The following is a 23554-nucleotide window of genomic DNA, read 5'->3' on the forward strand; positions in this document are numbered from 1 at the left end:
CTTTGCCCGGGACTCTAGCGCGGGGCTCCGGATTGCGGCAGGCTCACCCGGGAACAGCCGTTGTCCACAGGCCTCCACCCCGTGGGGCCTTGGCCAGTAATCTCAGCGCCCATGGAGCAGAGGCATCTCGGCCGTACCGGCCTTCGCGTTTCCCGGATCGGTCTCGGCACCCTCACCTGGGGCCGGGACACCGACGAACACGACGCCGCCGACCAGCTCAAGGTCTTCTGGGACATGGGCGGCACCCTCGTCGACACCGCCGACGTCTACGGCGGCGGGGAGGCCGAATACCTGCTGGGGCGACTCCTGGACAGTCTGGTGCCCCGGCAGGATCTGGTCGTCGCGACCAAGGCGGGCAGCGTGCCCGACCCCTACCGCCGGTTCGACGGATCGCGCGGGCATCTGATCGCGGCGCTCGACGCGTCCCTGCAAAGGCTCGGGACGGACTACGTCGATCTGTGGCAGATCCATGCCTTCGATCCCGTGACACCGCTGGACGAGACCCTCCAGGCGCTGGACCTGGCCGTGTCGTCGGGGCGCGTCCGGTATGCGGGAGTGTCCAACTTCAGCGGCTGGCAGCTGGCCAAGGCAGCCACCTGGCAGCTCGCCGCGCCCGGGTCCCGCACCCGGCTGGCCTCCACGCAGATGGAGTACTCGCTGCTCCAGCGGGGGGTCGAGCGGGAGGTGCTGCCGGCCGCGCTGGACCTCGGGGTGGGGCTGCTCCCCTCGTCCCCGCTGGGCCGTGGGGTGCTGACGGGCAAGTACCGCACGGGCACACCGTCCGACTCCCGGGGGGCCTCCGAGCAGCTGGCTCCGTTCGTCGAGCCCTACCTCGACGAGGCGGCGGGCCGGATCGTGGACGCGGTGGCCACGGCCGCCGACGGCCTCGCCACGACGCCCCTCCAGGTCGCGCTCGCCTGGGTGCGGGACCGGCCGGGGGTGGCGGCCCCGGTCGTCGGCGCGCGGAACGCGCAGCAGCTGACCGAGGCGTTGTCAGTGGAGGCGCTTAGTCTTCCTGACGAGATCTGCCAGGCGCTCGACGATGTGTCGGCGCCCGTGCACCGCTATCCCGACCAGGACTGGAGCACGCTGTGACTGCGCACCCCCGGGGAGAGACCCCGGACCCCACGGCCGAGGACCCCGAGGTCGCCGGCTCCGAGGGCGTCGGCCCCGAGGGCGTCGACGACGCCGGTACCGAGGCCGCCGACACGCCCGGCGCACCCGCTGAAGGCGGCGCGGGGAGCGCGGAGGGGGCCACGGACGGCGCGGAGAGCGCTCCGTCGGAGGCCGAGGCGGAGCTGGCCGCGCAGCGCGAGCTGCGTGAGCGGATCGAACAGCGCAAGGCGGAGAAGGAGGGGCCGATCGCGGCCGGTGCGAAGCTGAGCGGCCCGGCGGCCGATCTGCTCGCGGCGGTGCGCGCGGTGGAGAGCGGCGAGAAGCCGGGCAACGCCTTCTTCGACTCCCCGGCGTCCGCGCCCGCGCCCCGTAGGGCGGCCCCCGCGGCCGCCGCCGCGCCCGCCCGCCCCGTGCCTGCCCCGGAGCGGCCCGCGCAGCGGGGTGCCTCCCCCGAGGCCGCCGCCGCGGTCGCGGAGGTGCTCGCCGAGGGCGGGGCCCCTGAGGCCCTGGCACGCCCGGCCGCTGCGACGCTCGGTGAGGGGGCCGCGGCCGTCCTGCGCGAGGACCCGTGGCAGCTGCTTTCCGTGCCGGGCGTACGGCCCGAGCAGGCGGACGGTTTCGCGCGGGCGCTGCTGGGTGCCGGGTGCGGCCCCGACGACGAGCGGCGCACGGCGGCCCTGGTGGGCCGGCTGCTGGAGCAGGCCGCGCTGCGGGGCCACACCGCGATGGACGCCGACGAGGTGCGGAAGGCACTGGCCGGCTTCGCGGTGAGCGATCCCGAGGAGGCCGTCCAGCACGCCGTGGCCGACGGCGTCGTACTGGTCTTCCAGGACGGAGACGCCGAGGACGCCGAGGACGCCGACGCCGGAGAGCTGTCCGGGGACGAGGGCAGGGACCAGGGCAAGGACGAGGGCGAGGACGGGACGCGGGGCGACGCGGAGCCGGTTCGGGTCCTGCTCGGTCTCGACCGGTACGCGCTGGCGGAGGAGAGCCTCGCCGACGGACTGGCCCGGCTGGTCAACTCCTGCGAGAAGGGCGCCGACTGGACGGATGCCGCGGCCGGCGCCCCGACCCCCTCGGCGGGCGAGCTGATCAGGGCCGCCGCGACCGCGGGCCTGGTCGCCCACAGCGGGGGCGAGCGGGCCCGGGACGAGCCGGCCGCCCTCATCGCCGCCGCACGCGGTCTCGGACTGCGGGCGCTGGGCACCACCCACAGCGCGGACGGGCAGCGCAGGCTGGCGGCCGCTGCCGGCGATCCGGAGGCCGCCGTCACACTCTCCGCCCTGCTCTCGGGCGAGGGCGGGCCAGGCCGGGACCCGGAAGGCGCGTTCGCCGTGGACGTGCTGGTGGTGCTGGACGCCCCGCAGGTCGATGTGGAGACGGCAGCGATGCTGGTGGAGTCGCTCGGCGACGGGACGCGGCTGATCCTGAGCGGTGACCCGGGCGTGCTCGGGTCGGCCGGCGCGGGCCGGGTCTTCGCCGACGTCATCGCGGCGCGCGCCTGCCCGCACGTGGTCTCACGCACCCCCGACCCGGGCCCGATCGGCGAGCTGGTCTCCGGGATCGGCGTCGGCGAGCTCGCCCAGGTCGACGCGCCGGGCAAGGAAGTGGTGATCGTTCCCGTCCGGGACGCGGGCGAGGCCGTCCACCGCACCGTGCAGCTGGTGGCCGACTCGGTGCCGCGCGCCATCGGCGTAGCCACGGCCGACACCCAGGTGATCACGGTCGGGCACGGCGGCTCGGCGGGCACGACCGCGCTGAACGCCGCGCTCAAGCAGCGGCTCAATCCCGGGCCCGGCCGGTTCGGCGGCTTCGACCCGGGCGACCGAGTGGTCCACGTACCCGCACCCGGCAGGGTGGTGCCCGCCACGGTCGTCTCGGCCGACGCCGATGGCCTGCGCCTGGACTGCGCGGGCACCCCCGTCGTCGTCCCTCAGGACCGGGTGGAGACCTCGGTGCGCCACGGCTGGGCGCTCAGCGCCCACCAGGCGGCCGGGATGCGCTGGCCCGCCGTGGTCGTCGTCCTGCCCGGCGACGCCGCGCAGGGGCTCAGCAGGCCCTGGGTGTACACCGCGTTCAGCCGCGGGGAGCGGCACCTGTCCGTGGTGCACGGCGTGGACCAGGCCCTGCCCCGCGCGGTGGCCGATGTGCCCGCCCAGGAGCGGACGACCCGGCTGCGCCCCCTGCTGGAGGCGCTGCCGACGCCGGACGCCTCGTAGGGAGTTTCGTCAGGACCGGGCCCGGAGGGCGACTGCGGGATCAGGTGAGATCCGCGACGACGTCCTCCGGGTCCCCGTCCAGCTCGTCCTCCTCGTCGAAGACCGAGCTGACATCGAAGCGGCAGACCACCATCGCGGGGTCCGCCTCGTCGAAGGGCGCCCCGAGCCACTCCCCCGGCTCGGGAAGCTCGTCCACGGCACAGACCCAGAGGGTGGAGTCCCCCTCCTCCAGGCCGAACTCCTTGTGCCGGGAGGCGATTTCGTCCGCCTCGTACTCGCCGAACACCACGCCGAGCGCGGCATGCACACCGGCGCCCGCGGTCGCCGCAGCGCCGTCCTCCTGCCCCTCCGGATCGAGGTCGGCGAGCCGCTGCGCCTGGGCGAGCAGCCGGGTGGGCTCCGCCACCGCGTAGTCGCGCCTGATCAGCACGCTGACCGCATGTGGTTCCTCGGGTCCCGCGTAGGGCGGGAGGGAGTCCTCCGCGGCCGGGATCTCGAAGGGGGTGACCTCGTCGTGACGGTCGTAGAGCAGTTCGTCGTAGACCTCGGCCGCAGCGGCCAGTGCGTTGAACGCGTCGTAGACGGCGGGGTCGTCGTCCCCGGTACGGCGTTCGACTGCCTGGAGGTGGCGGTCGAGCGCGGTTTTGACTGCATCGGCGGCGGCGCGTACCTCGGCAGCGGTGGGCTGCGCAGCATCAGACATAGGACAGACGCTATCCGTACCGGGGGTCTGCCCGCACAATAGATGCGATGCCGGAATACGAATTTGTCGACGTGTACGTGCCGCGCGGGGTGTCCCGCAAGGAGGCGGCCCGCCTGCTGACCGACCATGCCGAGTACGGGCACTGGGAGTTGGACCGGTTGACGCTACGCCGCGACGGCAGCCGCCGGGTGCGGCTGCGCCGCCGCATCATCCGCCAGCTGCGGCCCACCTGGTAGGGGGAGCGGGTCCCGCGTGTGCGGAACCCGCTCGTCGTGCCTGCCGCGATACCGCTATGCGGCACTGCGCGAACGCCGGTACAGGACCGTGCCCGCGCCGGCGAGCAGCAGACCCGCGCTCGCCGGGATGAGCAGGTCGAGCCCGCCCGCACCGGTGTGCGCCAGCTGCTCGCCCACGATCTGGGGCTCGGGAGCCGGCGGGGCGTCCGGCGTGGCCGGCTTCTGGGGGGTGTGCGGCGTCTCCGGGACGGCGGGAGGCGGGACCGCCCCCGTGTCGTTCTCGCAGTCGTTGCCGAAGACCGGGTTGAGCAGTCCGCCGACGGTGACGCTGTTGCCGCAGACGTTGAGGGGGACCTCGACCGGCGCCTGGACCTGATTGCCGGAGAGGATCCCGGGCGACCCCTTCGTCACCGCCTGGGCCGAGGTGCCCGAGGCACGGTGCCGGCCGGTGCCCGCCCCGCTGTCGGCGGCATCCTCGTGTCCTGACGCCTGGGCGGCCCCGTGTCCGGAATCCTGGGCGGCCTCCGAGGAGCCGTTCCCGCAGTCGTTTCCGCTCGTGGGGTTGAGCAGACCGCCGACGTCCACGGAGTTTCCGCAGACGTTGACGGGTACATCGATCGGGACCTGGATCGAATTCCCCGAGAGCACTCCCGGGGAATTCGACGCGGCGCCGGCCGCACCCGCGTCGGCGTGCGCGTAACCGCCGCCGAGCGCGAGCACTCCGCCCGCCGCTGCCATGGTGATCAGGCCTTTACGTGTGACCTGTCGCATAGGTTGTCTTCCTGCCTTCTGCCTACCGAAATGCCCCGGGCACAGCCGTGCGGGGGGCCGAATGCCCAGCGGCCTCGGGGTGCATGGCGCGCACCCCGAGGCCGACCGGACTCAAACCCTCACGGGTTGACGCGCATCGTCACGCGTTGACGCAGGTGTTGCCGAAGGCGGGGTTCAGCAGCCCGATTACGGAAACGGTGTTGCCGCACAGGTTCACCGGAACGTGGACCGGAACCTGAACGACGTTGCCCGAGAGCACGCCGGGGCTGCCGATGGCGGCACCCTGGGCACCGGAGTCGGCGACAGCCATACCCGCACCCGCGAGCACGAGACCACCGGTAGCAGCCGCGATTGCGACGACCTTCTTGATCATTATTCCTCCTGGTTGACAAGTGCGGTCCCAGCCGCGGACCGCATCACGTGTAACGAGGAGGAAGTGACGGGGCTACGAGCGCGCGATCCCTTTCACCCTTTCCGGTGAGATACGTACAGGCTGGCGATTTCGGTCGCACCAGGGGCTCAGGAGTGGTCGATGAACCGGTCGAGCACCCGGGTGCCGAACTTCAGACCGTCCACCGGCACCCGTTCGTCCACGCCGTGGAACATGCCCGCGAAGTCCAGCTCCGGCGGCAGCTTCAGCGGGGCGAAGCCGAAGCAGCGGATCCCGAGGTCGTCGAAGGACTTGGCGTCGGTACCGCCGGACAGCATGTACGGCACGGCGCGGGCGATCGGGTCCTCGGCCTTGAGCGCGAGCTGGATCGCGTCCACCAGCGATCCGTCGAAGCCGGTCTCCAGCGCCTTGTCGCCGTGCACGTCCTCGCGCCGCACCCGGGGTCCGAGGATCCGGTCGAGGTCGGCCAGGAACTCCTCCTCGTATCCGGGCAGGAAGCGGCCGTCCACGTGTGCGGTGGCCTGTCCGGGGATCACGTTCACCTTGTAACCGGCGCCGAGCATGGTGGGGGCCGCGGAGTTCCGCAGGGTGGCGCCGACCATCTTGGCGATCCCGCCGAGCTTGGCGAGCGTGGCCTCCATGTCCTCGGGGTCGAGCGGGGTACCCAGGGCGTCGGACAGCTCGTCGAGGAAGGACCGCACGGTCTTGGTCACCCTGACCGGCCACTTGTGCCGCCCGAGCCTGCCGACGGCCTCGCAGAGCTCGGTGATGGCGTTGTCGCTGTTGGTCATCGAGCCGTGCCCGGCGGTGCCGTCCACCGTGAGCCGCATCCAGTGCATGCCCTTCTGCGCGGTCTCCACCAGATAGAGGCGCAGGTTCTCGTTGACGGTGAACGAGAAGCCACCGACCTCGCCGATCGCCTCGGTGACGCCGTCGAAGAGGTCCCGGTGGTTGTCGACGAGGTGGCGCGCGCCGAACGTGCCGCCCGCCTCCTCGTCGGCCAGGAAGGCAAGCACGATGTCGCGCGGAGGCTTACGGCCGCTGCGCATGCGCTCGCGGACGACCGCGAGGGTCATCGCGTCCATGTCCTTCATGTCGACCGCGCCACGTCCCCATACGCAGCCGTCCGCGATCTCGCCGGAGAACGGGTCGTGCGTCCAGTCCGCCGCGTTGGCCGGGACGACGTCGGTGTGCCCGTGGATCAGCAGGGCCGGCTTGGAGGAGTCCTCGCCCTCGATCCGGGCCACCGTGGAGGCACGGCCCTTGTGGGACTCGAAGATCTGCGGTTCGAGCCCGACCTCGGCGAGCTTCTCGGCCACGTACTCCGCGGCTGCACGCTCCCCGGGGCCCGAGTGGTCGCCGTAATTGCTGGTGTCGATCCGGATCAGGTCACGACAGAGGTCCACGACCTCATTCTCGGCGCTCTCACCGATGCCGGCCCGGGCCGTGTTGGTCTCGCTCACGCTGCTTCCTTCCACTGTCGCGGTGGTGCTCCCCCTCATACTCGCGCGCCCGACCCCGCGCGCCCAAGACCGCCCGCCTCCCGTCATGCGCCCTTCACATGACCGGGGGCGTGATCGAGCACCCCCGAATGTTTGCTATGGTTTTCCACGTCGGAACGGGCCAGGCCCGGACGACGACACCCGGTCCGGGTGGCGGAATGGCAGACGCGCTAGCTTGAGGTGCTAGTGCCCTTTATCGGGCGTGGGGGTTCAAGTCCCCCCTCGGACACCAGCAGAAAACCCCCAGGTCACCTGGGGGTTTTCGCCTTTTCCGGAGGGAAGATGAGAGGACGGGCGAAGCCGCCCGCCGCCCCGCTCCCCCAGCGTGCGGGCGTCGACCCGGTGCGGGTGCGGCTCCCGGTGGACCCGGCGGAGGCCTGGCCCACCGTGCGGGACCATCTGCTGGACCGGTTCGCGGGGGCGATCGGCGCCGCGAGAGTGGACACCATGCTGGCCGAGGGCCGGTTCGTCGGGGCGGACGGCGGTGCGGTGCGCGCGGACGAGCCGTATACGGCCGGGCGGTATCTCTGGTTCCACCGGGACTTCGCACCCGAGGAGCCGGTGCCCTTCCCCGTCGGCATCGTGTACCGCGACGAGCATCTGCTGATCGCGGACAAGCCGCACTTCCTGGCCACCACTCCACGTGGCCGGCATGTCACCGAGACCCTGGTCGCCCGGCTGCGCGCCGGGCTGGGGCTGCCGGAGCTCCAGCCCGCGCACCGGCTGGACCGGCTCACGGCGGGCCTGGTGCTCTGCGTCGTACGGGCCTCGGACCGGGGCGCCTACCAGACGCTGTTCCGGGACCGGCTGGTGCGCAAGGAGTACGAGGCGGTGGCTCCGTACGACCCGGAGGTCACGCTCCCGCGCACCGTGCGCAGCCGGATCGTGAAGGAGCGCGGGATCATCGCCGCGCGCGAGGAGCCAGGCCCGGCGAACAGCGAGAGCCGGATCGAGCTCATCGGACACCGGGGCGGCCTGGGCCACTACCGGTTGCTGCCCGCGACCGGCCGCACCCATCAGCTGCGGGTCCATATGAACGCGCTGGGGCTGCCGTTGGTGAACGATCCGGTCTATCCGGTGGTGGAGCCCGATCCCGATCGCATGGACCACGGGCACCCCCTGCAACTGCTGGCGAAGGTCCTGGAGTTCACCGATCCGGTCACGGGCGCGGCGCACCGCTTCGAGAGCGCCCAGCGCCTCTCCGGGCGGCCGGACCGGTGAACCCCGCCGCGGTCGGCGGTTCAGTGACCGCGTGCGATCCAGTCCTCCAGCTGCGGGGCCTCGGCGCCGATGGTGGTGGGGTCCCCGTGTCCGGTGCGCACTGCGGTCTCCGGCGGCAGGGTGAGCAGCCGGTCCCTGATCGAGTCGATGATCGTCGGGAAGTGGGAGAAGGACCGCCCGGTGGCTCCGGGGCCACCCTGGAAGAGGGTGTCGCCCGTGAAGACGGTGGCCAGCTCCGGGGCGTGGAGGCAGACCGCCCCCGGGGCGTGGCCGGGGGTGTGCAGGACCGTCAGACGGGTTCCGGCGATCTCCAGCTCCTGCCCGTCGGCCAGTTCGGCGTCGGGGGCGCGGTCCGGATGGGTCTGCCGCCACAGCTCCAGGTCGTCGGGGTGCAGCAGGATCGGCGCGCCGGTGGCGTCGGCGAGGGCCGGGGCCGCGTCGATGTGATCGTTGTGCGCGTGGGTGCAGATGATCGCGCGCAGCGTACGGCCGCCGAGCGCGGCCTCGATCGCGGCGGCGTCATGGGCGGCGTCGATGACGACCGCGTCGGTGTCGTCGCCGACGATCCAGACGTTGTTGTCGACGTCCCACTCGCCGCCGTCGAGGGCGAAGGTGCCGGAGGTGACGAGGTGGTCGATGCGGGCGGCCATCAGAGGACCACCACCGAGCGCAGGACGTCACCGTCGTGCATCCGGGCGAAGGCGTGCTCGATCTCGTCGAGCCTGATGGTCTCGGTGACGAAGGCGCCCAGGTCGAGACGGCCCTGCTGGTGCAGGTCGATGAGCATCGGGAAGTCGCGCGAGGGCAGACAGTCGCCGTACCAGGAGGACTTCAGCGAGCCGCCGCGTCCGAACACGTCCAGGAGCGGGAGTTCCAGCTGCATCTCGGGCGTGGGCACACCGACGAGGACGACGGTACCGGCCAGGTCGCGGGCGTAGAAGGCCTGCTTGTAGGTCTCCGGGCGGCCGACGGCCTCGATCACGACGTCGGCGCCGTTGCCGCCGGTCAGCGCGCGGATGGCCTCGACCGGGTCGCCGGAGCGGGAGTTGACGGTGTGGGTGGCGCCCATCTTCTTCGCCGTCTCCAGCTTGCGGTCGTCGATGTCGACCGCGATGATCTTCGCCGCTCCCGCGAGACGGGCTCCCGCGATCGCCGCGTCGCCGACGCCGCCGCAGCCGATGACGGCGACGGAGTCGCCGCGGCCGACCTGGCCGGTGTTGATGGCGGCGCCGATGCCCGCCATGACGCCGCAGCCGAGCAGTCCGGCGACGGCCGGGGAGACCTCGGGGTCGACCTTGGTGCACTGGCCTGCCGCGACGAGGGTCTTCTCCGCGAACGCGCCGATACCGAGCGCGGGGGAGAGCTCCGTGCCGTCCAGCAGGGTCATCTTCTGCTCGGCGTTGTGGGTGTCGAAGCAGTACCACGGGCGGCCGCGCAGACAGGCACGGCACTGGCCGCACACCGCACGCCAGTTGAGGACGACGAAGTCGCCCGGCGCGACGTCGGTGACGCCGTCGCCGACGGACTCCACGACCCCTGCGGCCTCGTGGCCGAGCAGGAACGGGAAGTCGTCGTTGATGCCGCCCTGCTTGTAGTGCAGGTCGGTGTGGCAGACGCCGCACGCCTGGATCTTGACCACGGCCTCACCGGGGCCGGGGTCCGGCACCAGGATCGTCTCGACGCGAACGGGTTCGTTCTTCCCCGGTGCGATGACCCCTTGTACCTGCTGCGCCATGCCGTGGTCTCCCATCCCGACTTGCCCCGTCAATTACGAAGATCGAACGGGCCCACCGTACCCGGGAGGACAGCCGCTCATGGAGCGAGTACGTCCAGTTCGTGCAGCGCGCCGACCGCGATCTCCTTGGTCAGCCGCTCCGCCGCCCCCGCGTCCCCCTCGCGTACGGCCTCGGCGAGCCTGACGTGGAGCGTGACGGCTGCGGGATCCGGGTCCTCGAACATCACCTGGTGGTGGGTACGGCCGGCGAGCACCTCGGCCACGACGTCTCCGAGCCGCGCGAACATCTCGTTGCCCGAGGCGTTGAGCACGATCCGGTGGAAGGCGGTGTCGTGCCGGAGGTAGCCCTCCAGCTGCTGGCCGCGTGAGGTCGCGACCATGCCGAGGGCGCACTCCGTGAGCGCGGCGCACTGCTCGGCGGTGGCGTTGCGGGCCGCGAGGCCCGCCGCGACGGGCTCGACGGCGGACCGCAGCACGGTGAGGGAGCGCAGCTGCCGGGGCCGGTCGGAGCCGGCCAGCCGCCAGCGGATGACCTGGGGGTCGTAGACGTTCCACTCCTCGGTGGGCCGCACGGTCACCCCGACCCGGCGCCGGGACTCGACCAGGTGCATGGACTCCAGGACGCGGACCACTTCGCGTACGACGGTGCGGGACACGTCGAAGCGCCGGGAGAGCTCGTCGGTGCGCAGGACCACACCGGGCGGGCAGTCCCCCGCGGCGATCTCCAGGCCCAGGGTGTCCAGCACATGCGTATGGAGCCCCTGGGCAGGTGTGGTCATGCGCACCAGCCTACGGGGCCGCTCGCGGGGACATTAAGTACGACGTTTATGTCACAGCCACTTGAATAAGTCGTATGTAATGGGTTTCAGTAGCGCGACGGACCCGTCGCGGACCGATGTCGAAGAAGACAGCGAGGCACCAATGAGCACCCCCCACGTCGTCGTGGTGATGGGCGTAGCAGGAACCGGCAAGACCACGATCGGCCCCCTGCTCGCCGACGCACTGGGCGTCCCCTATGCCGAGGGCGACGACTTCCACCCGCCGGCCAACATCGCCAAGATGTCCGCCGGCACACCGCTGGACGACGACGACCGCTGGCCGTGGCTGGACGCCATCGGACAGTGGGCACACGGCAGGGCGGGGCTCGGTGGCGTCGTCAGCAGCTCGGCGCTCAAGCGCGCCTACCGTGACCGGCTGCGGGCCGAGGCCCCCGGCGCCGTCTTCCTGCATCTGACCGGGGACCGGGCGCTCATCGAACACCGCATGGCGGACCGCAAGGGCCACTTCATGCCGACCGCGCTGCTCGACTCCCAGTTCGCGACCCTGGAGCCGCTGCGGGCCGACGAGGCCGGCGTCTCGGTCGACGTGTCCGGCACCCCCGAGGAAATCACCGACCGGGCCGTCGCCGCGTTGCGCCGGCTCGCCGACTAAGGATCATCACCGTGACCAGTCTCAGCGTCGAGATGCTGGCAGCGGACGCCGTCGAACCGATCACTTCGGCCGGCAACGCGCAGCTGGGCATCGCCGTCCTGGCGGGCATCGCCGTCATCGTCCTGCTCATCACCAAGTTCAAGATGCACGCGTTCCTCGCGTTGACCATCGGCTCGCTCGCCCTCGGCTCCTTCGCCGGGGCCAACCCCGCGAAGACGATCACCAGCTTCACCGACGGTCTCGGTTCGACCGTCGCGAGTGTCGGTGTCCTCATCGCCCTGGGTGCCATCCTGGGCAGGCTGCTCGCCGACTCCGGCGGCGCCGACCAGATCGTCGACACGATCCTCGCCCGGGCGAGCGGGCGCATGATGCCGTGGGCGATGGTGCTGATCGCCTCGATCGTCGGGCTCCCGCTCTTCTTCGAGGTCGGAATCGTGCTGATGATTCCGGTGGTGCTGCTGGTCGCCAAGCGCGGCAACTACTCGCTGATGCGGATCGGCATCCCCGCGCTCGCCGGTCTCTCCGTGATGCACGGACTGATCCCGCCGCACCCCGGCCCGCTGGTGGCCATCGACGCCCTCGACGCCAACCTGGGGATCACGCTGGCGCTCGGTGTGCTGGTGGCCGTCCCGACCGTGATCATCGCGGGCCCGGTCTTCTCCCGCTACGCCGCCCGCTGGGTGAACATCGAGGCGCCGGAGAAGATGGTTCCGCAGCGCCCGTCGGAGGACCTGAAGCACCGCCCCGGCTTCGGCGCGACCCTGGCGACGATCCTGCTGCCCGTCGTGCTGATGCTGGTCAAGGCGCTCGTCGACATCGTGGTGGACGACCCCGAGAACAGCGTCCAGCGGGTCACCGACGTCATCGGCTCGCCGCTGATCGCGCTGCTGGCCGCCGTGATCGTCGGCATGTTCACCCTGGGCAGGGCCGCCGGGTTCACCAAGGGCCGGCTCTCCGCCACGGTGGAGAAGTCGCTCGCCCCGATCGCCGGCATCCTGCTGATCGTGGGCGCGGGCGGCGGGTTCAAGCAGACCCTCATCGACGCCGGTGTGGGCGAGATGATCCTGGACTTCTCCGAGAACTGGTCGGTCCCCGCCCTGCTGCTCGGCTGGCTGATCGCGGTCGCGATCCGGCTGGCGACGGGCTCCGCGACCGTGGCCACCATCTCCGCGGCCGGCCTGGTCGCCCCGCTGGCCGCCGACCTGTCGACCTCGCACGTCGCGCTGCTCGTCCTCGCGGTCGGTGCGGGTTCGCTCTTCTTCAGCCACGTCAACGACGCGGGTTTCTGGCTGGTGAAGGAGTACTTCGGCATGGACGTGCCGCAGACGATCAAGACCTGGTCGGTGATGGAGACGATCATCTCCGTCGTCTCGCTGGCCTTCATCCTGCTGCTCTCGCTGGTGTTGTAGCCGGCATCGGACGGCCGTTCCCGCTGACGGCCGGTCCTACTCCTCCGGCTCCCGCCACAACGGGTGCTCGGAACGGGCCCATCGGCGCTCGACCGACCCGGTGCGCATGCCACGGCGTGCCTCCGGGTCGGCGAGCGCCTTCGCCATGTGTCCGGCGAGGACGATGCCGATCGCGAGCGCCAGCCAGTCGTGGACGAAGGTGGCGCCGGTACGCCACACCAGCGGGGCGAGGCCGGTGAACCACATCAGCAGCCCGGTGCCGATCATCACGAGCACACCGCCCGCGATCCAGGCGGCGTAGAGCTTCTGGCCCGCGTTGAACTTCCCGGCAGGACGGGAGCCAGGTGCCCGGTCGCGGCGCAGCGCGGCGCGCAGCCACTGCCGGTCGTGCGGCCCGAACCGGTTGAGCCGCGACAGATCGGCACGCAGCGCCCTGGAGACGAGCCCGGCCAGCAGCGGTACGGGCACGAGCAGCCCCGACCACTCGTGCACGGTGACCACGAGGCGCCGGCGTCCGACGAGTTCGGCGAGCTGGGGGACGTACAGGCAGGCCGCCGTGGCGACGCAGAGCAGTGTCAGCCAGGCCGTGGTGCGGTGCACCCAGCGCTCGGCCGCGGTGAAGCGCCGGACTCTCGGGCCGTGTTCAGGCAGTAGGGGCGTCGTCCCGTCCGTTGGAACGGCCCACCCAGGCGTCGACGTCATATCCGAGCTCCTCCCAGTATCCGGGGCGCACGGAGTCGGTGACGGTGATCCCGGAGAGCCATTTCGCCGACTTGTAGAAGTACATGGGGGCCACATAGAGCCGCACCGGGCCGCCGTGGGAGTGGGACACCGGCTTGTCCTGCATGCGCAGGGCGACCAGGACGTCCGGGCGGCTGGCCTGTTCCAGGGTGAGGCTCTCGCTGTAGGCGCCGTCGAAGCAGGTGAAGCGGATCGCCTTCGCACCGGGCCGCACCCCCGCCGCGTCCAGCAGCGCCGAGAGCCTGACCCCCTCGAACGGGGTCTCGGGGACCCGCCAGCCGGTGACGCACTGGATGTCGCGCACCGTGCGGGTCTGGGGCAGCGCCTTCAGCGAGTCGAGCGTGTACGTCGTCGGGCGGTCGACCATGCCGTCCACGGTGAGGCGGTAGTCGGCGGCGGTCCTCTCGGGCACGGAGGTGGTGACCGAGTAGTAGCGGAAGCCGCCACCGTTGGGCAGCAGACCGGTGAGTCCGGTGGGGTCCTTGTCGGCGACGGCGCCGAGGCCGTTCTCCAGCGTGCGCTGGAGAACGGGCGCGGCCACCACCCCGGCGGCGCCGAGGCCGAGCATCGTCAGGACCAGACGGCGGCCGACAGGCGTGCCACCGGTGTCGGGAGGGGGACTGTTCACCCGCCCATTCGAACACCCGCGGGCCCTTGTCACCAGGGGCCGCGGGTGGCCGTCACGCTTCGGTAAGAACCGGCTCGCGGGTCAGCGCGGTGCGGGCTCCGCGCCCTCCGCGGCCTTCTCCAGCTGGAACGCCTCGTTGCCGAGGCCGATCCTGGCGTGGACCTCGGGCCGGGTGCGGCGCAGCACCGCACCGTAGAGCAGGCCTGCGACGAGGGCCAGGACGATGATGCCGGGCAGCAGCCAGTTCAGCACGGAGCCGGGTCCCGATCCGACCAGGACGTCGAAGTCCCGCACGGTGAACACGGCGATGGCCAGCAGGGCGAGGCCGGCGAGTCCGGAGGCGACGAGCCGTGGGGCCTGGGCCCGGCCGGCTCCCCGGCGTACGAAGAACGCGATGACGGCGAAGGACGCCGAGGCCATCAGCACGATGACGCCGAGGGCTCCGACGTTGCCCATCCAGGTGAACAGGTGCAGGACGGGCGCGGTCGGGTCGCCGACCGGGTTGTCGTCGGTGAGGGCGAACGCGAGCACGATCACGATGGAGAGCCCCGACTGGAGCATGGAGCCGGTGGCGGGCGCCCCGCTCGCCTTGTTGGTACGTCCGAACCCGGCCGGCAGCAGTCCTTCACGGCCCATGGCGAACGCGTAGCGGGCGACCACGTTGTGGAAGCTGAGCAGCGCGGCGAACATGCCGGTGACGAACAGGACGTGCAGGACGTCGGTGAACGTGGCGCCGAGCCGCTCCTCGGTGAGACCGAAGAGCATCCCGGGGCCCTCCTTGAGGGAGGTGTCGGCGATGGACGAGGGGCCCGCCGCGACGGTCAGGGCCCAGGAGCTGATGGCGAGGAACAGGGCGGCGTACCCGACGGCCAGGAACATCACCCGGGACACGACGATCTGCGGGCGGCTGGTCTCCTCGGCGTACACCGGGGCCTGCTCGAAGCCGACGAACGCGGCGATGCAGAAGCAGAGCGCGGTGCCGAGGCCCGCTCCGGTGAGCGTTTCGGGGTTGAACGCGTGCAGGGACAGGCCCTCGGGTCCCGGCTTGCCGACGGCGGCGATGTCGAAGATCACGACGAGGCCGCACTCGATGACGAGCAGCACGCCGAGCACCTTGGCGTTGAGGTCGATCTTCAGCCAGCCCAGTACGCCGACGACGACCACGGCGACCAGGGCGGGGATCCACCACTGGAGGTCGATGTCGAGGTACGTGGTGAAGAGGCCCGAGACCTCGAAGCCGAGGATGCCGTAGATGCCGACCTGCATGGCGCTGTAGGCGACCAGCGCGACGAGCGAGGCGCCCGCGCCGGCCGTGGGGCCGAGGCCCCGGGCGATGTAGGCGTAGAAGGCGCCGGCGTTGTGGACATGCCGGCTCATCTCCGCGTAGCCGACGCTGAACAGCATCAGGACGATGCCGAGGATGACGTAGAGCAGGGGCTGGCCGACCACGCCCATCACGCCGAAGACCGTGGGCATCACGCCCGCGACGACCATCAGGGGGGCGCTGGCCGCGAGCACGGACAGGAGCAGTCCGGGGGTGCCGAGCCGGTTGGCGCGCAGTGCGCGTTCCTCGCCCTTGTAGGTGTTGATCCCGCCGGTGTCGGACACTCCGGTGGTGCCGCTCTCGCTCGTATCTGTTCTGCCCGTCGACATGGCGGGGGTGGTCCCTTCGTCGATAACAACGTGCGTCAGGGGGCACCGAGCGCGAGGGTGCGCGCGGCGAGGAATTCGGGGTACGGGTCACGGCCGGCGTACGACCAGGGGACCTCGGTCGCATGGGGGCCGATGCGGTGGAAGATCGCGGCGGCCTCGGCGGGGCGCCCCTCGGAGATCTTCGCGTGGGCGAGGAAGTTGAGGTCGACGCTGTGCCGTGGGTGGTCCTCGCGCTCCCATTCGAGCCACCAGTCGAAGGCGGCCTTCATCACCTGTCTGGCCCGGCGCCCCGCCCAGTGGCCGGAGGCCGCCGGGTCGCCGGGGAGGGCGCCGGCCGCGACCAGGACGCGGAAGCGCTCGGCGTGGGCGACGACGGGGAGCACGGCGAGGGGCGAGTCGGCCGGGGCCTGTTCGGCGGCCCAGGCGGCGAAGTCGTACACCTCGTGGAGCGGGTCGTTCTCGGGGCGCGCCTCGGCGAGCTGGGCCGTCATGAGGTGGTGCGCGTGGTGGTGTTCGGGGTGGCGGGCGCGGATCTCCTCGAAATGCCTGGCGGTGTCCTCGTGGCTGCCGTGCGTGCGCTCCAGCGTCATCAGGCCGAGCCAGGGGGTGGGGTCGGCGCGGTCGAGCGCGGCGGCGGTCAGGCAGGCCTTGCGGGCGCGGGCGCGTTCACCCGCACCGGCCTTGGGGCGCTGGGCCTTGGCGACGCCGGCGCAGGCCAGCAGCGTCGTGGCGTCGCGGCTCTCCGGTTCGGCGAGCAGCCAGTCGCTCGCCCAGCCGACGGCGGACGGGACCGCGGCGAGGGCCAGGATCCGATGGCCGCGCAGATCCCAGTCGGTGCCCGTCGTGACGAGCAGGGAGCGGGCCCTGGTCCAGCGGCCCTGGACGAACTGCGCTCTCACATCGCTCAGTTCGCTGTCGTCGAGTGCAAGGTCGAAGACGTGGTCAGAGCGTCCGCCCTTGCGGCGGGAACGGCCCAGGGGCGGCGGAGGCGGAGACATCCGCAGGCTTCCTTTTCCACTTCGACATGACACGAGCACTTTCGATGCTGTGTGCGAGCAAACGACCGCGCACAGCAAAGCGGCAGGCAATGCTCCGAGTCAAGGCGGACCGCACCTCAACTACATTTCTTCAACACACAGTTGACCTCGCCCGGGTCATGGACCGAACCGTTCCCGCAGTTCGCGAGCCGCGTACGCGAGTGACGGGTGGGGCAGGGGTGACGCGTGCCACACTGCCGCCATGGAGAACCGCGAACCGCTCAAGCCCTTCCTCCTCGCCTTCCCGGGGCCTCTGCGCGACCAGTTGGTCGCCGCCGTGCTCTCGGGCGAGAAGGTCTCCACCTCCGGGCTGCTCGCGGAGTACGAGGCTGAGCGGGAGGAGCTCCCGCCCGTGGGCGAGCGGTCCGCGCTCATCGACTCCGACGGCCGGGAGGTGGCCGTGGTCGAACTGACGGAGGTACGGGTGCTGCCGCTGGGCTCGGTGGAGCTGCGGCATGCCCTGGACGAGGGCGAGGGGTACACGTCGGTGGCCGGGTGGCGGGCGGCGCACGAGGCGTTCTGGCACAGCGAGGAGATGCGGGAGGCGCTCGGCGACCCCTCGTTCACCGTGGACGACGGCACGATGATCGTGGTGGAGCGTTTCAGGGTGGTGGAGCGGCTCGGCCGGGGCGCCTCCCGGACGTAGCGGCGGCCGCGGTGATCCGCTGTCAGGCGGCCGGGGGAAGCTGCCCACGCAGCCAGCCGGGATCGGGGTTGGTGTACGGCCGGCCCGCCACCACGACCGTCGGGACGGTCTCGTCCCCGCCGTTGGCCTCCCGCACCACCGCCGCTCCGTCCGGGTCGCGCCAGATGTCGACCCAGTGCAGCTGCCGGGCACCGCGGCCCAGCCGGAACCGCAGGCGCAGACAGTACTTGCAGCCCGCCCGCCAGTAGACGACCGGGTGGCCGTCGGCGGCACTGCGGCGCCGCGCCTCGGCCGCACCGACAGACCGCGGGAACACCAGCGGCGAGTACAGGCCACCGAGCAGGACGAACAGCAGCAGCGACACGGCGGCGGTCAGGACGGACCCCCCGACGGCCTGTGTGACGGCGACGAGCGCGCCGCAGGCCACCAGCAGCGCGGGCAGGGTCCAGGCGCGCTTCATGAGCCGGTCGCCTCCGCCGCCGCCCGGCCCGCCGTCCGGCCCGAGAAGATGCAGCCGCCGAGGAACGTGCCCTCCAGGGAGCGGTAGCCATGGACCCCGCCACCGCCGAACCCGGCCGCCTCCCCCGCCGCGTACACCCCGGGCAGCGGGGTGCCGTCCTCGGTCAGGACGCGGGAGGACAGGTCCGTCTCAAGACCGCCGAGCGACTTGCGGGTCAGGATGTTCAGCCGTACGGCGATGAGCGGCCCGGCGGCCGGGTCGAGGATGCGGTGCGGCTTCGCGGTGCGGATCAGCTTGTCCCCCAGATAGGAACGGGCGCCGTTGATCGCCGTGACCTGGAGGTCCTTGGTGAAGGGGTTGGCGATCTCACGGTCCCGTGCGGTGATCTCGCGGCGCAGCGCGTCCTCGTCGATGAGGGAATCGCCGGTGAGCGCGTTCATTCCCCGTACGAGCGCGCCGAGGTCCTTCTCGACGACGAAGTCCACGCCCTTGTCCATGAACGCCTGTACGGGTCCCGGGACGTCGGCGCGCGCCCTGCCGATCACCCCGCGCACCGACTTCCCGGTCAGGTCGGGGTTCTGTTCGGAACCGGAGAGCGCGAACTCCTTGCCGATGATCTTCCGGTCGAGGACGAACCAGGTGTAGCCGTGCCCCGACCGCATGATGTGTTCGAGGGTGCCCAGCGTGTCGAAGCCGGGGAAGAGCGGGACGGGCAGCCGCTTGCCGCGGGCGTCCAGCCACAGGGAGGACGGTCCCGGCAGGATCCGGATGCCGTGCTTGTCCCAGATCGGGTTCCAGTTCTCGATGCCCTCGGTGTAGTGCCACATACGGTCACGGTTGATGTGGTGGGCGCCCGCCTTCTCGGTGATGCCCAGCATGAGCCCGTCGACGTGTGCCGGGACGCCGGAGAGCAGCTTCTCGGGCGCTGTGCCCAGCCGCTCGGGCCACTGCGCGCGCACCAGGTCGTGGTTGCCTCCGATGCCGCCCGAGGTGACGATCACGGCCTGGGCCCTGAGCTCGAAGGCGCCCGTGACCTCACGGCTGCTCGCGGTTCCGCGCTCGGCGCCGCTCTCCTGGAGCACCTCGCCCGTGACCGTGTCGACCGCTCCGGCCGAGCGTCCGAGACCCGTCACCCGGTGGCGGAAGCGCGCCTGGACGAGGCCCTTCGCCATGCCTTCGCGGACCCGCCTCTCGAAGGGTGCGACGACGCCGGGACCGGTGCCCCAGGTGATGTGGAAGCGGGGGACGGAGTTGCCGTGGCCGTTCGCGTCGTAACCGCCGCGTTCGGCCCAGCCGACGACCGGGAAGAAGCGCATCCCCTGGGCGTGCAGCCAGGACCGCTTCTCGCCTGCCGCGAAGTCGACGTACGCCTCCGCCCACTTCCGTGGCCAGTGGTCCTCGTCGCGGTCGAAACCCGCGGTGCCGTACCAGTCCTGGAGAGCCAGCTCATGGCTGTCCTTGACTCGCATCCGGCGCTGCTCGGGCGAGTCGACGAGGAAGAGCCCGCCGAAGGACCAGTGCGCCTGGCCGCCGATGGACTGCTCGGGTTCCTGGTCGAGCAGGATCACCGTGCGGCCGGCGTCGACGAGCTCGGCGGTGGCCGCCAGGCCCGCGAGTCCTGCCCCGATCACGATCACATCAGCGTCGTACGCCATGGGTTCCATCCGCCGGGAAAGTTACTTGTGGGTCAGATCTTCGGTACGGGCGGCCCTCACGTCAACCTTCCGGTCGGTGGCGCCCTCACCTGTCCCGTACGTCCGCCGGGCTATCGTCGGAGCGTGTCGGTGCTGGTTCTCCTGCTGTCCGTGGGCGCCGCCTGCTGCCTGGGCTTCGGATTCGTCCTCCAGCAGGACGCCGCCCGTCGCGCGCCCCTGAGCGATTTCCTCTCCTTCCGGCTGCTGCTCGACCTGATGCGGGTACCGAGCTGGCTGGCCGGGATCGGCCTGATGGTCTGCGGGATGGTCCTGGGAGCCCTGGCGCTCGGGCACGGCGAGGTCTCGCTCGTCGAGCCGCTCCTGGCGACCAATCTGCTCTTCGCGATGGCCCTGTCGCGCCGCCGCACGGGCCAGGCCCTGGGGCGGCAGGGCTGGGGCGGCCTCTGTCTGCTGGCGGGCGGCGTCACCGCCTTCCTGCTGGCGGGCGAGCCCCGGGGCGGTGAGGCCGTGACGGCGCCCCTGCGGCACTGGCTGGTGATCGGTGTGGTGGCGGGCCTCGCCCTGCTCCTGACCGCCGGCGCCAGGCATCCGCGTACCCGTGGGACCCCGGTGCTGCTCGGTCTGGCGGCGGGGCTGCTCTACGGACTGCAGGACGCCCTGACCAGGGTGAGCGGGAAGCGGCTGACCGAGGACGGCTGGACGGCGCTGCTGACCGGCTGGCACCCGTACGCCGTGCTCGTCCTCGGGGTGACCGGGCTGATCCTCGTCCAGAGCGCGTTCGAGGCGGGGCCGCTGAGGATGTCCCTGCCGGCGCTGACCGCCGCGCAGCCGCTGGCGGGCATCGCGTGCGGGATCGGGTTCCTCGGCGACCGGGTGCACACCGACGCGGGGGCCCTGGCCTGGCAGGCCGTGGGACTGGCGGCGATCGTGGCCGGGATCGTGCTGCTGGGGATGCACCCGGCGATGCCGGAGGGCAAGGGCCGGCACGGGTCCACGGCAGCCGACCGGTTGATGTTGGATGGACCGTATGAATCCGGCTGACGAGATCCTGGACATCGTCGACGAGAACGACGTGGTCGTCGGGCAGGCGCCCCGCGGCGATGCCACCGCGCGCGGCCTGCGTCACCGCTGCGTCTTCATCGAGGCGAGGGACGCGGCGGGCCGGCTGTTCGTGCACCGCAGGACGGCCACGAAGCTGGTCTTCCCCTCGCACCACGACATGTTCGTCGGCGGGGTCGTGGGTGCGGGCGAGTCGTACGACGAGGCGGCGCTCCGGGAGGCCGAGGAGGAACTGGGGGTCTCCGGCCTCCCCCGCCCCACACCGCTGTTCACCTACCTCTACGAGAGCCCCCGGCACACCTGGTGGTCGGCCGTGTACGAGGTCCGCTGCGATCTGCCCGTCCAGCCGCAGACGGAGGAGGTCGCCTGGCACACCTTCCTGACCGACGCCGCACTGGAGGAGCGTCTTGGCAACTGGACCTGGGTGCCGGACGGCCTGGAGACGTACCACCGGCTGCGGGCGTACCGGGCCGGCGGCGGCGCGGGGTCCAGCACGTGAGCGGTTTCGTGCGCGGGCTGCGGCTGTGGTTCGCGCCGGAGCGGATCCGCGAGGAGGGGGACACCCCTGACTACCGCTTCTCCCTCGCCAACGAGCGCACCTTCCTCGCCTGGATCCGGACGGCTCTCGCACTCATCGGCGGCGGTTTCGCCGTCGACCAGTTCCTCCCGGAGCTGTCCTGGGGCATCCGCGCGGGCCTGGCTCTCGGGCTGCTGGCCGCCGGGGTGCTCTGCGCGCTGCGGGCCGTCAACCACTGGGTGCGGTGCGAGCGTGCGATGCGGCGCGGGGAGGATCTGCCGGCCTCGCGCTTCCCCGCGCTGCTCAGCCTGGTGGTCGCCGTGGTGGCGGTCGCGATGGTGGTGGTGGTCCTGTTCGGCTGGGAGAGCGGATGACCACCGTGCGCGATCCCGGCCTCCAGCCCGAGCGGACCCGGCTGGCCTGGCGCCGCACCACCCTGACGTGCACGGTGGTGGCCCTGCTCGCGTTCCGGCAGGCCCTGCACGCGGGGGCGACGGCGGCCGGGGTGTGCGCGGTGGCCCTGAGCCTGCTGGCCTGGCTGGGCTTCCTCGCGGTGGCGCACCGCCGGGTGACGGCCATGGGGCCCTCGGGGCCGCCCGCCCCGCTGTCGCCGCGCCATGCGCTGACGACTGTCGCGTGCACGGTCGCGCTCGCGGTGTTCGCCGGTGTGACGCTGTTCTGACCTGGCCCGACGTCGCGGCCGTTGGGCTGTGAGGCTGTGAGGCTGTGAGGCTGTGAGGCAGCGTTCTCAGTCGTCCCAGGGCACGGCGACGACGATCTTGCCCCGGGTGCGGCCCTCCTCGTTGAGCCGGTAGGCCTCGGCGGCCTGCTCCAGGGGGAAGACCCGGTCCACGTGGACGGAGACGATGCCCTGCTCGGCGAGTCCGGCGAGGTCGGCGAGATCCGTGGCGTCGGGCCGTACGAAGGCGTAGCGGCCCCCGTAGGAGAACACCTCGGCGTCGGCGATGGAGGCGAGCCGCCCGTCGGGCGCGAGGGTCTCGGCGGAGATCCGGAGCGCCTCGCCGCCGACGGTGTCGAACGCCGCGTCGAAGCCGTCGGGGGCCAGCTCGCGCAGGCGGTCCGCCAGCCCGTCGCCGTACTCCACGGGTTCGCCGCCCAGCCGGCGTACGTAGTCGTGGTTGTGCGGGCCCGCCGTGCCCACGACCCGGCAGCCCGCGTGCCGGGCGAGCTGCACGGCGAGCGAGCCGACCCCGCCGGCCGCCGCGTGGACGAGGACCCTCTCGCCCTCCTGGACCTTGAGGATGCGGTGCAGCACCTGGTGCGCGGTGAGACCGCACAGGGGAAGGCCCGCCGCCTCCTCGAAGCTCAGGCTCAGGGGCTTGCGGGCGAGCGTGCGCACGGGGGCGGCGACGTACTCGGCGAAGGTGCCGCGCGAGAGAAAGTCCTCGCGTACGTAGCCGATGACCTCGTCGCCCACCGCGAACTCGTCCACGGCGGCGCCCGGCTGGACCACCACCCCGGAGACGTCCCAGCCCGGGATGACGGGGAACACCGCCTCAAGTCCGGCCTGGAGGTAGCCCTCGCGGGCCTTCCAGTCGACGGGGTTCACGGCCGCGGCCCGCACCTTCACCAGGACCGAGTCAGGACCGACCTTCGGGTCGGGCCGCTCGCCGTACTCCAGGACGTCGGCCGAGCCGTATCCGCTGTAGCTGATCGCCTTCATCCTCCGACGATCGGGGCGTGCCCCGGCGCCCGCAACTCAGGCCGTGGCCACATCGAAGGGCGGCAGCAGCGTCCGCGGGTCGTGCCCGGAGTGCCAGAGCCCGATGAGGAACGCCGTGGTGGCCTCCAGATACGCGGCCCGGTCGAGCCCGCCCACGGTCATCGGAACGCAGCCCAGATCCCTGACCAGGTCCGCGACCGTGCCCAGGGCCGCCTCGTCGTCCCCGCACAGCGGGACGGCCAACGGGCCGTCGGCGAAGGCGGGCGTGGTCGGACGCCACACGGAACCGGGCAGGTGATTGAAGGCCTTGACGACCCGCGCTCCGGTGGCGTCCGCGATCGTACGGGCGGCGCCTGGACCCGTACCCGTGGTGAGCCGGAAGCCCGGCCCGACGGCGTTGGTGCAGTCGACGAGGAGCCGGCCGCGCAGCGCCCCGTCCGCGGCGCCGAGTCCCGCCAGAACACCGGCCACGGCGTCGTACGGCACGGCGAGCAGGGTCGCGTCGCCGAAGTCCGCCGCCTCCTGGAGGGTGCCGGCGCTCTGGCCGGTGCGGTCCGCGACTGCCAGGGCCCGTTCCGGGGAGCGGCCCCCGAAGAGCACGCGATGGCCTGCTGCCGCCCATCGGCCGCCCAGTGCGTCCGCCATGGTGCCGGTCCCGATGATGCCGATGCGCATGTCTCTCCCCTTGAACGTCCGTCACGTAGCGTCGTGCCGAAGGGGACGTTAGGGGACCCGTTGCG

Annotated in this window: 26 protein-coding genes and 1 tRNA gene; 12 read left to right on the top strand and 15 right to left on the bottom strand. The window is 72.0% G+C overall.

The annotated features are described in order from the left end of the window. The first annotated feature begins 111 nt into the window (after positions 1 to 111). Positions 112 to 1095, top strand: coding sequence for an aldo/keto reductase (locus AB0C75_RS11290; RefSeq protein WP_362889360.1), 984 nt, complete (start codon positions 112 to 114; stop codon positions 1093 to 1095). Then, positions 1092 to 3335, top strand: coding sequence for an ATP-dependent RecD-like DNA helicase (locus AB0C75_RS11295; protein ID WP_362889362.1), 2244 nt, complete (start codon positions 1092 to 1094; stop codon positions 3333 to 3335). The genes AB0C75_RS11290 and AB0C75_RS11295 overlap by 4 nt, the downstream gene beginning before the upstream one ends. 40 nt (positions 3336 to 3375) lie before the next feature. Here the strand turns inward: AB0C75_RS11295 and AB0C75_RS11300 are convergent, their stop codons facing one another. Further along, the gene (locus AB0C75_RS11300) at positions 3376 to 4038 is read right to left on the bottom strand and encodes a hypothetical protein (RefSeq protein WP_362889364.1); all 663 of its coding nucleotides are present in this window, start codon (positions 4036 to 4038) and stop codon (positions 3376 to 3378) included. Between the two features lie 47 nt (positions 4039 to 4085). Between AB0C75_RS11300 and AB0C75_RS11305 the strand changes: the two genes are divergently transcribed. Next, a complete protein-coding gene (locus AB0C75_RS11305; RefSeq protein WP_362889366.1) occupies positions 4086 to 4274 on the top strand; it encodes a DUF5703 family protein in 189 nt (62 codons plus the stop codon). 54 nt (positions 4275 to 4328) lie between these two features. Here the strand turns inward: AB0C75_RS11305 and AB0C75_RS11310 are convergent, their stop codons facing one another. From AB0C75_RS11310 to AB0C75_RS11320, 3 genes are all read right to left on the bottom strand, one after another. Further along, positions 4329 to 5045: a chaplin gene (locus AB0C75_RS11310; protein ID WP_362889368.1), complete on the bottom strand. Its 717-nt coding sequence runs from the start codon at positions 5043 to 5045 to the stop codon at positions 4329 to 4331. A 139-nt stretch (positions 5046 to 5184) separates the two neighbouring features. Further along, entirely contained in the window at positions 5185 to 5418 is a 234-nt protein-coding gene (gene chpH, locus AB0C75_RS11315; RefSeq protein ID WP_362889370.1) for a chaplin ChpH, read from the bottom strand. A 146-nt stretch (positions 5419 to 5564) separates the two neighbouring features. Beyond that, a complete protein-coding gene (locus AB0C75_RS11320; protein WP_362889372.1) occupies positions 5565 to 6899 on the bottom strand; it encodes a M20/M25/M40 family metallo-hydrolase in 1335 nt (444 codons plus the stop codon). A gap of 183 nt (positions 6900 to 7082) precedes the next feature. Between AB0C75_RS11320 and AB0C75_RS11325 the strand changes: the two genes are divergently transcribed. Continuing rightward, positions 7083 to 7170, top strand: a tRNA-Leu gene (locus tag AB0C75_RS11325). A gap of 50 nt (positions 7171 to 7220) precedes the next feature. Continuing rightward, positions 7221 to 8159: a pseudouridine synthase gene (locus AB0C75_RS11330; RefSeq protein WP_362889374.1), complete on the top strand. Its 939-nt coding sequence runs from the start codon at positions 7221 to 7223 to the stop codon at positions 8157 to 8159. 20 nt (positions 8160 to 8179) lie between these two features. Here the strand turns inward: AB0C75_RS11330 and AB0C75_RS11335 are convergent, their stop codons facing one another. The 3 genes from AB0C75_RS11335 to AB0C75_RS11345 form a co-directional block, all read right to left on the bottom strand. After that, on the bottom strand, positions 8180 to 8809 hold the full coding sequence (locus AB0C75_RS11335) for an MBL fold metallo-hydrolase (protein WP_362889376.1): 630 nt from the start codon (positions 8807 to 8809) through the stop codon (positions 8180 to 8182). Continuing rightward, positions 8809 to 9894: an S-(hydroxymethyl)mycothiol dehydrogenase gene (locus tag AB0C75_RS11340; protein WP_362889378.1), complete on the bottom strand. Its 1086-nt coding sequence runs from the start codon at positions 9892 to 9894 to the stop codon at positions 8809 to 8811. Before AB0C75_RS11340 ends, AB0C75_RS11335 begins: the two co-directional genes overlap by 1 nt. Before the next feature lie 77 nt (positions 9895 to 9971). Next, a complete protein-coding gene (locus AB0C75_RS11345; RefSeq protein ID WP_362889380.1) occupies positions 9972 to 10673 on the bottom strand; it encodes an FCD domain-containing protein in 702 nt (233 codons plus the stop codon). A gap of 142 nt (positions 10674 to 10815) precedes the next feature. Here AB0C75_RS11345 and AB0C75_RS11350 point away from each other — a divergent pair, with 142 nt between their 5' ends. Both AB0C75_RS11350 and AB0C75_RS11355 read left to right on the top strand, forming a co-directional pair. Then, positions 10816 to 11325 (top strand): gluconokinase, encoded by a 510-nt coding sequence (locus tag AB0C75_RS11350; RefSeq protein ID WP_362889382.1) that lies wholly within the window; start codon positions 10816 to 10818, stop codon positions 11323 to 11325. A gap of 11 nt (positions 11326 to 11336) precedes the next feature. Beyond that, on the top strand, positions 11337 to 12734 hold the full coding sequence (locus AB0C75_RS11355) for a gluconate:H+ symporter (protein WP_362889384.1): 1398 nt from the start codon (positions 11337 to 11339) through the stop codon (positions 12732 to 12734). 36 nt (positions 12735 to 12770) lie between these two features. Here AB0C75_RS11355 and AB0C75_RS11360 read toward each other — a convergent pair whose 3' ends face one another. The 4 genes from AB0C75_RS11360 to AB0C75_RS11375 all read right to left on the bottom strand — a co-directional run bounded on the left by AB0C75_RS11360 (position 12771) and on the right by AB0C75_RS11375 (position 16754). After that, positions 12771 to 13436 carry a cytochrome b/b6 domain-containing protein gene (locus AB0C75_RS11360; RefSeq protein WP_362889386.1) on the bottom strand — a complete coding sequence of 222 codons (666 nt, stop codon included), beginning with the start codon at positions 13434 to 13436 and terminating at the stop codon, positions 12771 to 12773. Continuing rightward, positions 13378 to 14043, bottom strand: coding sequence for a molybdopterin-dependent oxidoreductase (locus tag AB0C75_RS11365; protein WP_362889630.1), 666 nt, complete (start codon positions 14041 to 14043; stop codon positions 13378 to 13380). The genes AB0C75_RS11360 and AB0C75_RS11365 overlap by 59 nt, the downstream gene beginning before the upstream one ends. Positions 14044 to 14184: 141 nt before the next feature. Then, positions 14185 to 15756 carry an APC family permease gene (locus tag AB0C75_RS11370; RefSeq protein WP_362889388.1) on the bottom strand — a complete coding sequence of 524 codons (1572 nt, stop codon included), beginning with the start codon at positions 15754 to 15756 and terminating at the stop codon, positions 14185 to 14187. 35 nt (positions 15757 to 15791) lie between these two features. Further along, on the bottom strand, positions 15792 to 16754 hold the full coding sequence (locus AB0C75_RS11375) for a hypothetical protein (RefSeq protein WP_362889390.1): 963 nt from the start codon (positions 16752 to 16754) through the stop codon (positions 15792 to 15794). Positions 16755 to 16995: 241 nt separating this feature from the next. Here AB0C75_RS11375 and AB0C75_RS11380 point away from each other — a divergent pair, with 241 nt between their 5' ends. Continuing rightward, complete coding sequence (locus tag AB0C75_RS11380) at positions 16996 to 17439, top strand: ASCH domain-containing protein (RefSeq protein WP_362889392.1); 444 nt, start codon at positions 16996 to 16998, stop codon at positions 17437 to 17439. A gap of 22 nt (positions 17440 to 17461) precedes the next feature. Here AB0C75_RS11380 and AB0C75_RS11385 read toward each other — a convergent pair whose 3' ends face one another. Both AB0C75_RS11385 and AB0C75_RS11390 read right to left on the bottom strand, forming a co-directional pair. Then, the gene (locus tag AB0C75_RS11385) at positions 17462 to 17899 is read right to left on the bottom strand and encodes a glutaredoxin domain-containing protein (RefSeq protein ID WP_362889393.1); all 438 of its coding nucleotides are present in this window, start codon (positions 17897 to 17899) and stop codon (positions 17462 to 17464) included. Next, a complete protein-coding gene (locus tag AB0C75_RS11390; RefSeq protein ID WP_362889395.1) occupies positions 17896 to 19554 on the bottom strand; it encodes an FAD-binding dehydrogenase in 1659 nt (552 codons plus the stop codon). The genes AB0C75_RS11385 and AB0C75_RS11390 overlap by 4 nt, the downstream gene beginning before the upstream one ends. Before the next feature lie 123 nt (positions 19555 to 19677). Between AB0C75_RS11390 and AB0C75_RS11395 the strand changes: the two genes are divergently transcribed. The 4 genes from AB0C75_RS11395 to AB0C75_RS11410 are packed head-to-tail and all read left to right on the top strand — an operon-like array spanning position 19678 to position 21812. Then, positions 19678 to 20595, top strand: a complete 918-nt coding sequence (locus AB0C75_RS11395; protein ID WP_362889397.1) for a DMT family transporter — start codon at positions 19678 to 19680, stop codon at positions 20593 to 20595. Further along, a complete protein-coding gene (locus AB0C75_RS11400) occupies positions 20582 to 21112 on the top strand; it encodes an NUDIX domain-containing protein (protein ID WP_362889399.1) in 531 nt (176 codons plus the stop codon). The genes AB0C75_RS11395 and AB0C75_RS11400 overlap by 14 nt, the downstream gene beginning before the upstream one ends. After that, complete coding sequence (locus AB0C75_RS11405) at positions 21109 to 21504, top strand: DUF202 domain-containing protein (RefSeq protein WP_362889401.1); 396 nt, start codon at positions 21109 to 21111, stop codon at positions 21502 to 21504. Before AB0C75_RS11400 ends, AB0C75_RS11405 begins: the two co-directional genes overlap by 4 nt. After that, complete coding sequence (locus AB0C75_RS11410; RefSeq protein ID WP_362889403.1) at positions 21501 to 21812, top strand: DUF202 domain-containing protein; 312 nt, start codon at positions 21501 to 21503, stop codon at positions 21810 to 21812. Before AB0C75_RS11405 ends, AB0C75_RS11410 begins: the two co-directional genes overlap by 4 nt. Positions 21813 to 21878: 66 nt before the next feature. Here the strand turns inward: AB0C75_RS11410 and AB0C75_RS11415 are convergent, their stop codons facing one another. Together AB0C75_RS11415 and AB0C75_RS11420 are read right to left on the bottom strand one after the other, a co-directional pair. After that, positions 21879 to 22814 carry an NADP-dependent oxidoreductase gene (locus AB0C75_RS11415; protein WP_362889405.1) on the bottom strand — a complete coding sequence of 312 codons (936 nt, stop codon included), beginning with the start codon at positions 22812 to 22814 and terminating at the stop codon, positions 21879 to 21881. Between the two features lie 36 nt (positions 22815 to 22850). Next, the gene (locus tag AB0C75_RS11420) at positions 22851 to 23489 is read right to left on the bottom strand and encodes an NAD(P)-binding domain-containing protein (RefSeq protein ID WP_362889407.1); all 639 of its coding nucleotides are present in this window, start codon (positions 23487 to 23489) and stop codon (positions 22851 to 22853) included. Positions 23490 to 23554 lie beyond the last annotated feature (65 nt).

It is taken from the genome of Streptomyces sp. NPDC048565 (assembly GCF_040650935.1).
Lineage (GTDB): Bacteria > Actinomycetota > Actinomycetes > Streptomycetales > Streptomycetaceae > Streptomyces.

Coding starts and splice junctions, on each gene's coding strand:
- chpH (WP_362889370.1), bottom strand. CDS start 5,418: ATGATCAAGAAGGTCGTCGCAATCGCGGCTGCTACCGGTGGTCTCGTG.
- AB0C75_RS11345 (WP_362889380.1), bottom strand. CDS start 10,673: ATGACCACACCTGCCCAGGGGCTCCATACGCATGTGCTGGACACCCTG.
- AB0C75_RS11385 (WP_362889393.1), bottom strand. CDS start 17,899: ATGAAGCGCGCCTGGACCCTGCCCGCGCTGCTGGTGGCCTGCGGCGCG.
- AB0C75_RS11350 (WP_362889382.1), top strand. CDS start 10,816: ATGAGCACCCCCCACGTCGTCGTGGTGATGGGCGTAGCAGGAACCGGC.
- AB0C75_RS11365 (WP_362889630.1), bottom strand. CDS start 14,043: ATGCTCGGCCTCGGCGCCGCCGGGGTGGTGGCCGCGCCCGTTCTCCAG.
- AB0C75_RS11400 (WP_362889399.1), top strand. CDS start 20,582: ATGAATCCGGCTGACGAGATCCTGGACATCGTCGACGAGAACGACGTG.
- AB0C75_RS11370 (WP_362889388.1), bottom strand. CDS start 15,756: ATGTCGACGGGCAGAACAGATACGAGCGAGAGCGGCACCACCGGAGTG.
- AB0C75_RS11375 (WP_362889390.1), bottom strand. CDS start 16,754: ATGTCTCCGCCTCCGCCGCCCCTGGGCCGTTCCCGCCGCAAGGGCGGA.
- AB0C75_RS11410 (WP_362889403.1), top strand. CDS start 21,501: ATGACCACCGTGCGCGATCCCGGCCTCCAGCCCGAGCGGACCCGGCTG.
- AB0C75_RS11380 (WP_362889392.1), top strand. CDS start 16,996: ATGGAGAACCGCGAACCGCTCAAGCCCTTCCTCCTCGCCTTCCCGGGG.
- AB0C75_RS11335 (WP_362889376.1), bottom strand. CDS start 8,809: ATGGCCGCCCGCATCGACCACCTCGTCACCTCCGGCACCTTCGCCCTC.
- AB0C75_RS11300 (WP_362889364.1), bottom strand. CDS start 4,038: ATGTCTGATGCTGCGCAGCCCACCGCTGCCGAGGTACGCGCCGCCGCC.
- AB0C75_RS11305 (WP_362889366.1), top strand. CDS start 4,086: ATGCCGGAATACGAATTTGTCGACGTGTACGTGCCGCGCGGGGTGTCC.
- AB0C75_RS11310 (WP_362889368.1), bottom strand. CDS start 5,045: ATGCGACAGGTCACACGTAAAGGCCTGATCACCATGGCAGCGGCGGGC.
- AB0C75_RS11420 (WP_362889407.1), bottom strand. CDS start 23,489: ATGCGCATCGGCATCATCGGGACCGGCACCATGGCGGACGCACTGGGC.
- AB0C75_RS11330 (WP_362889374.1), top strand. CDS start 7,221: ATGAGAGGACGGGCGAAGCCGCCCGCCGCCCCGCTCCCCCAGCGTGCG.
- AB0C75_RS11340 (WP_362889378.1), bottom strand. CDS start 9,894: ATGGCGCAGCAGGTACAAGGGGTCATCGCACCGGGGAAGAACGAACCC.
- AB0C75_RS11360 (WP_362889386.1), bottom strand. CDS start 13,436: ATGACGTCGACGCCTGGGTGGGCCGTTCCAACGGACGGGACGACGCCC.
- AB0C75_RS11415 (WP_362889405.1), bottom strand. CDS start 22,814: ATGAAGGCGATCAGCTACAGCGGATACGGCTCGGCCGACGTCCTGGAG.
- AB0C75_RS11390 (WP_362889395.1), bottom strand. CDS start 19,554: ATGGCGTACGACGCTGATGTGATCGTGATCGGGGCAGGACTCGCGGGC.
- AB0C75_RS11290 (WP_362889360.1), top strand. CDS start 112: ATGGAGCAGAGGCATCTCGGCCGTACCGGCCTTCGCGTTTCCCGGATC.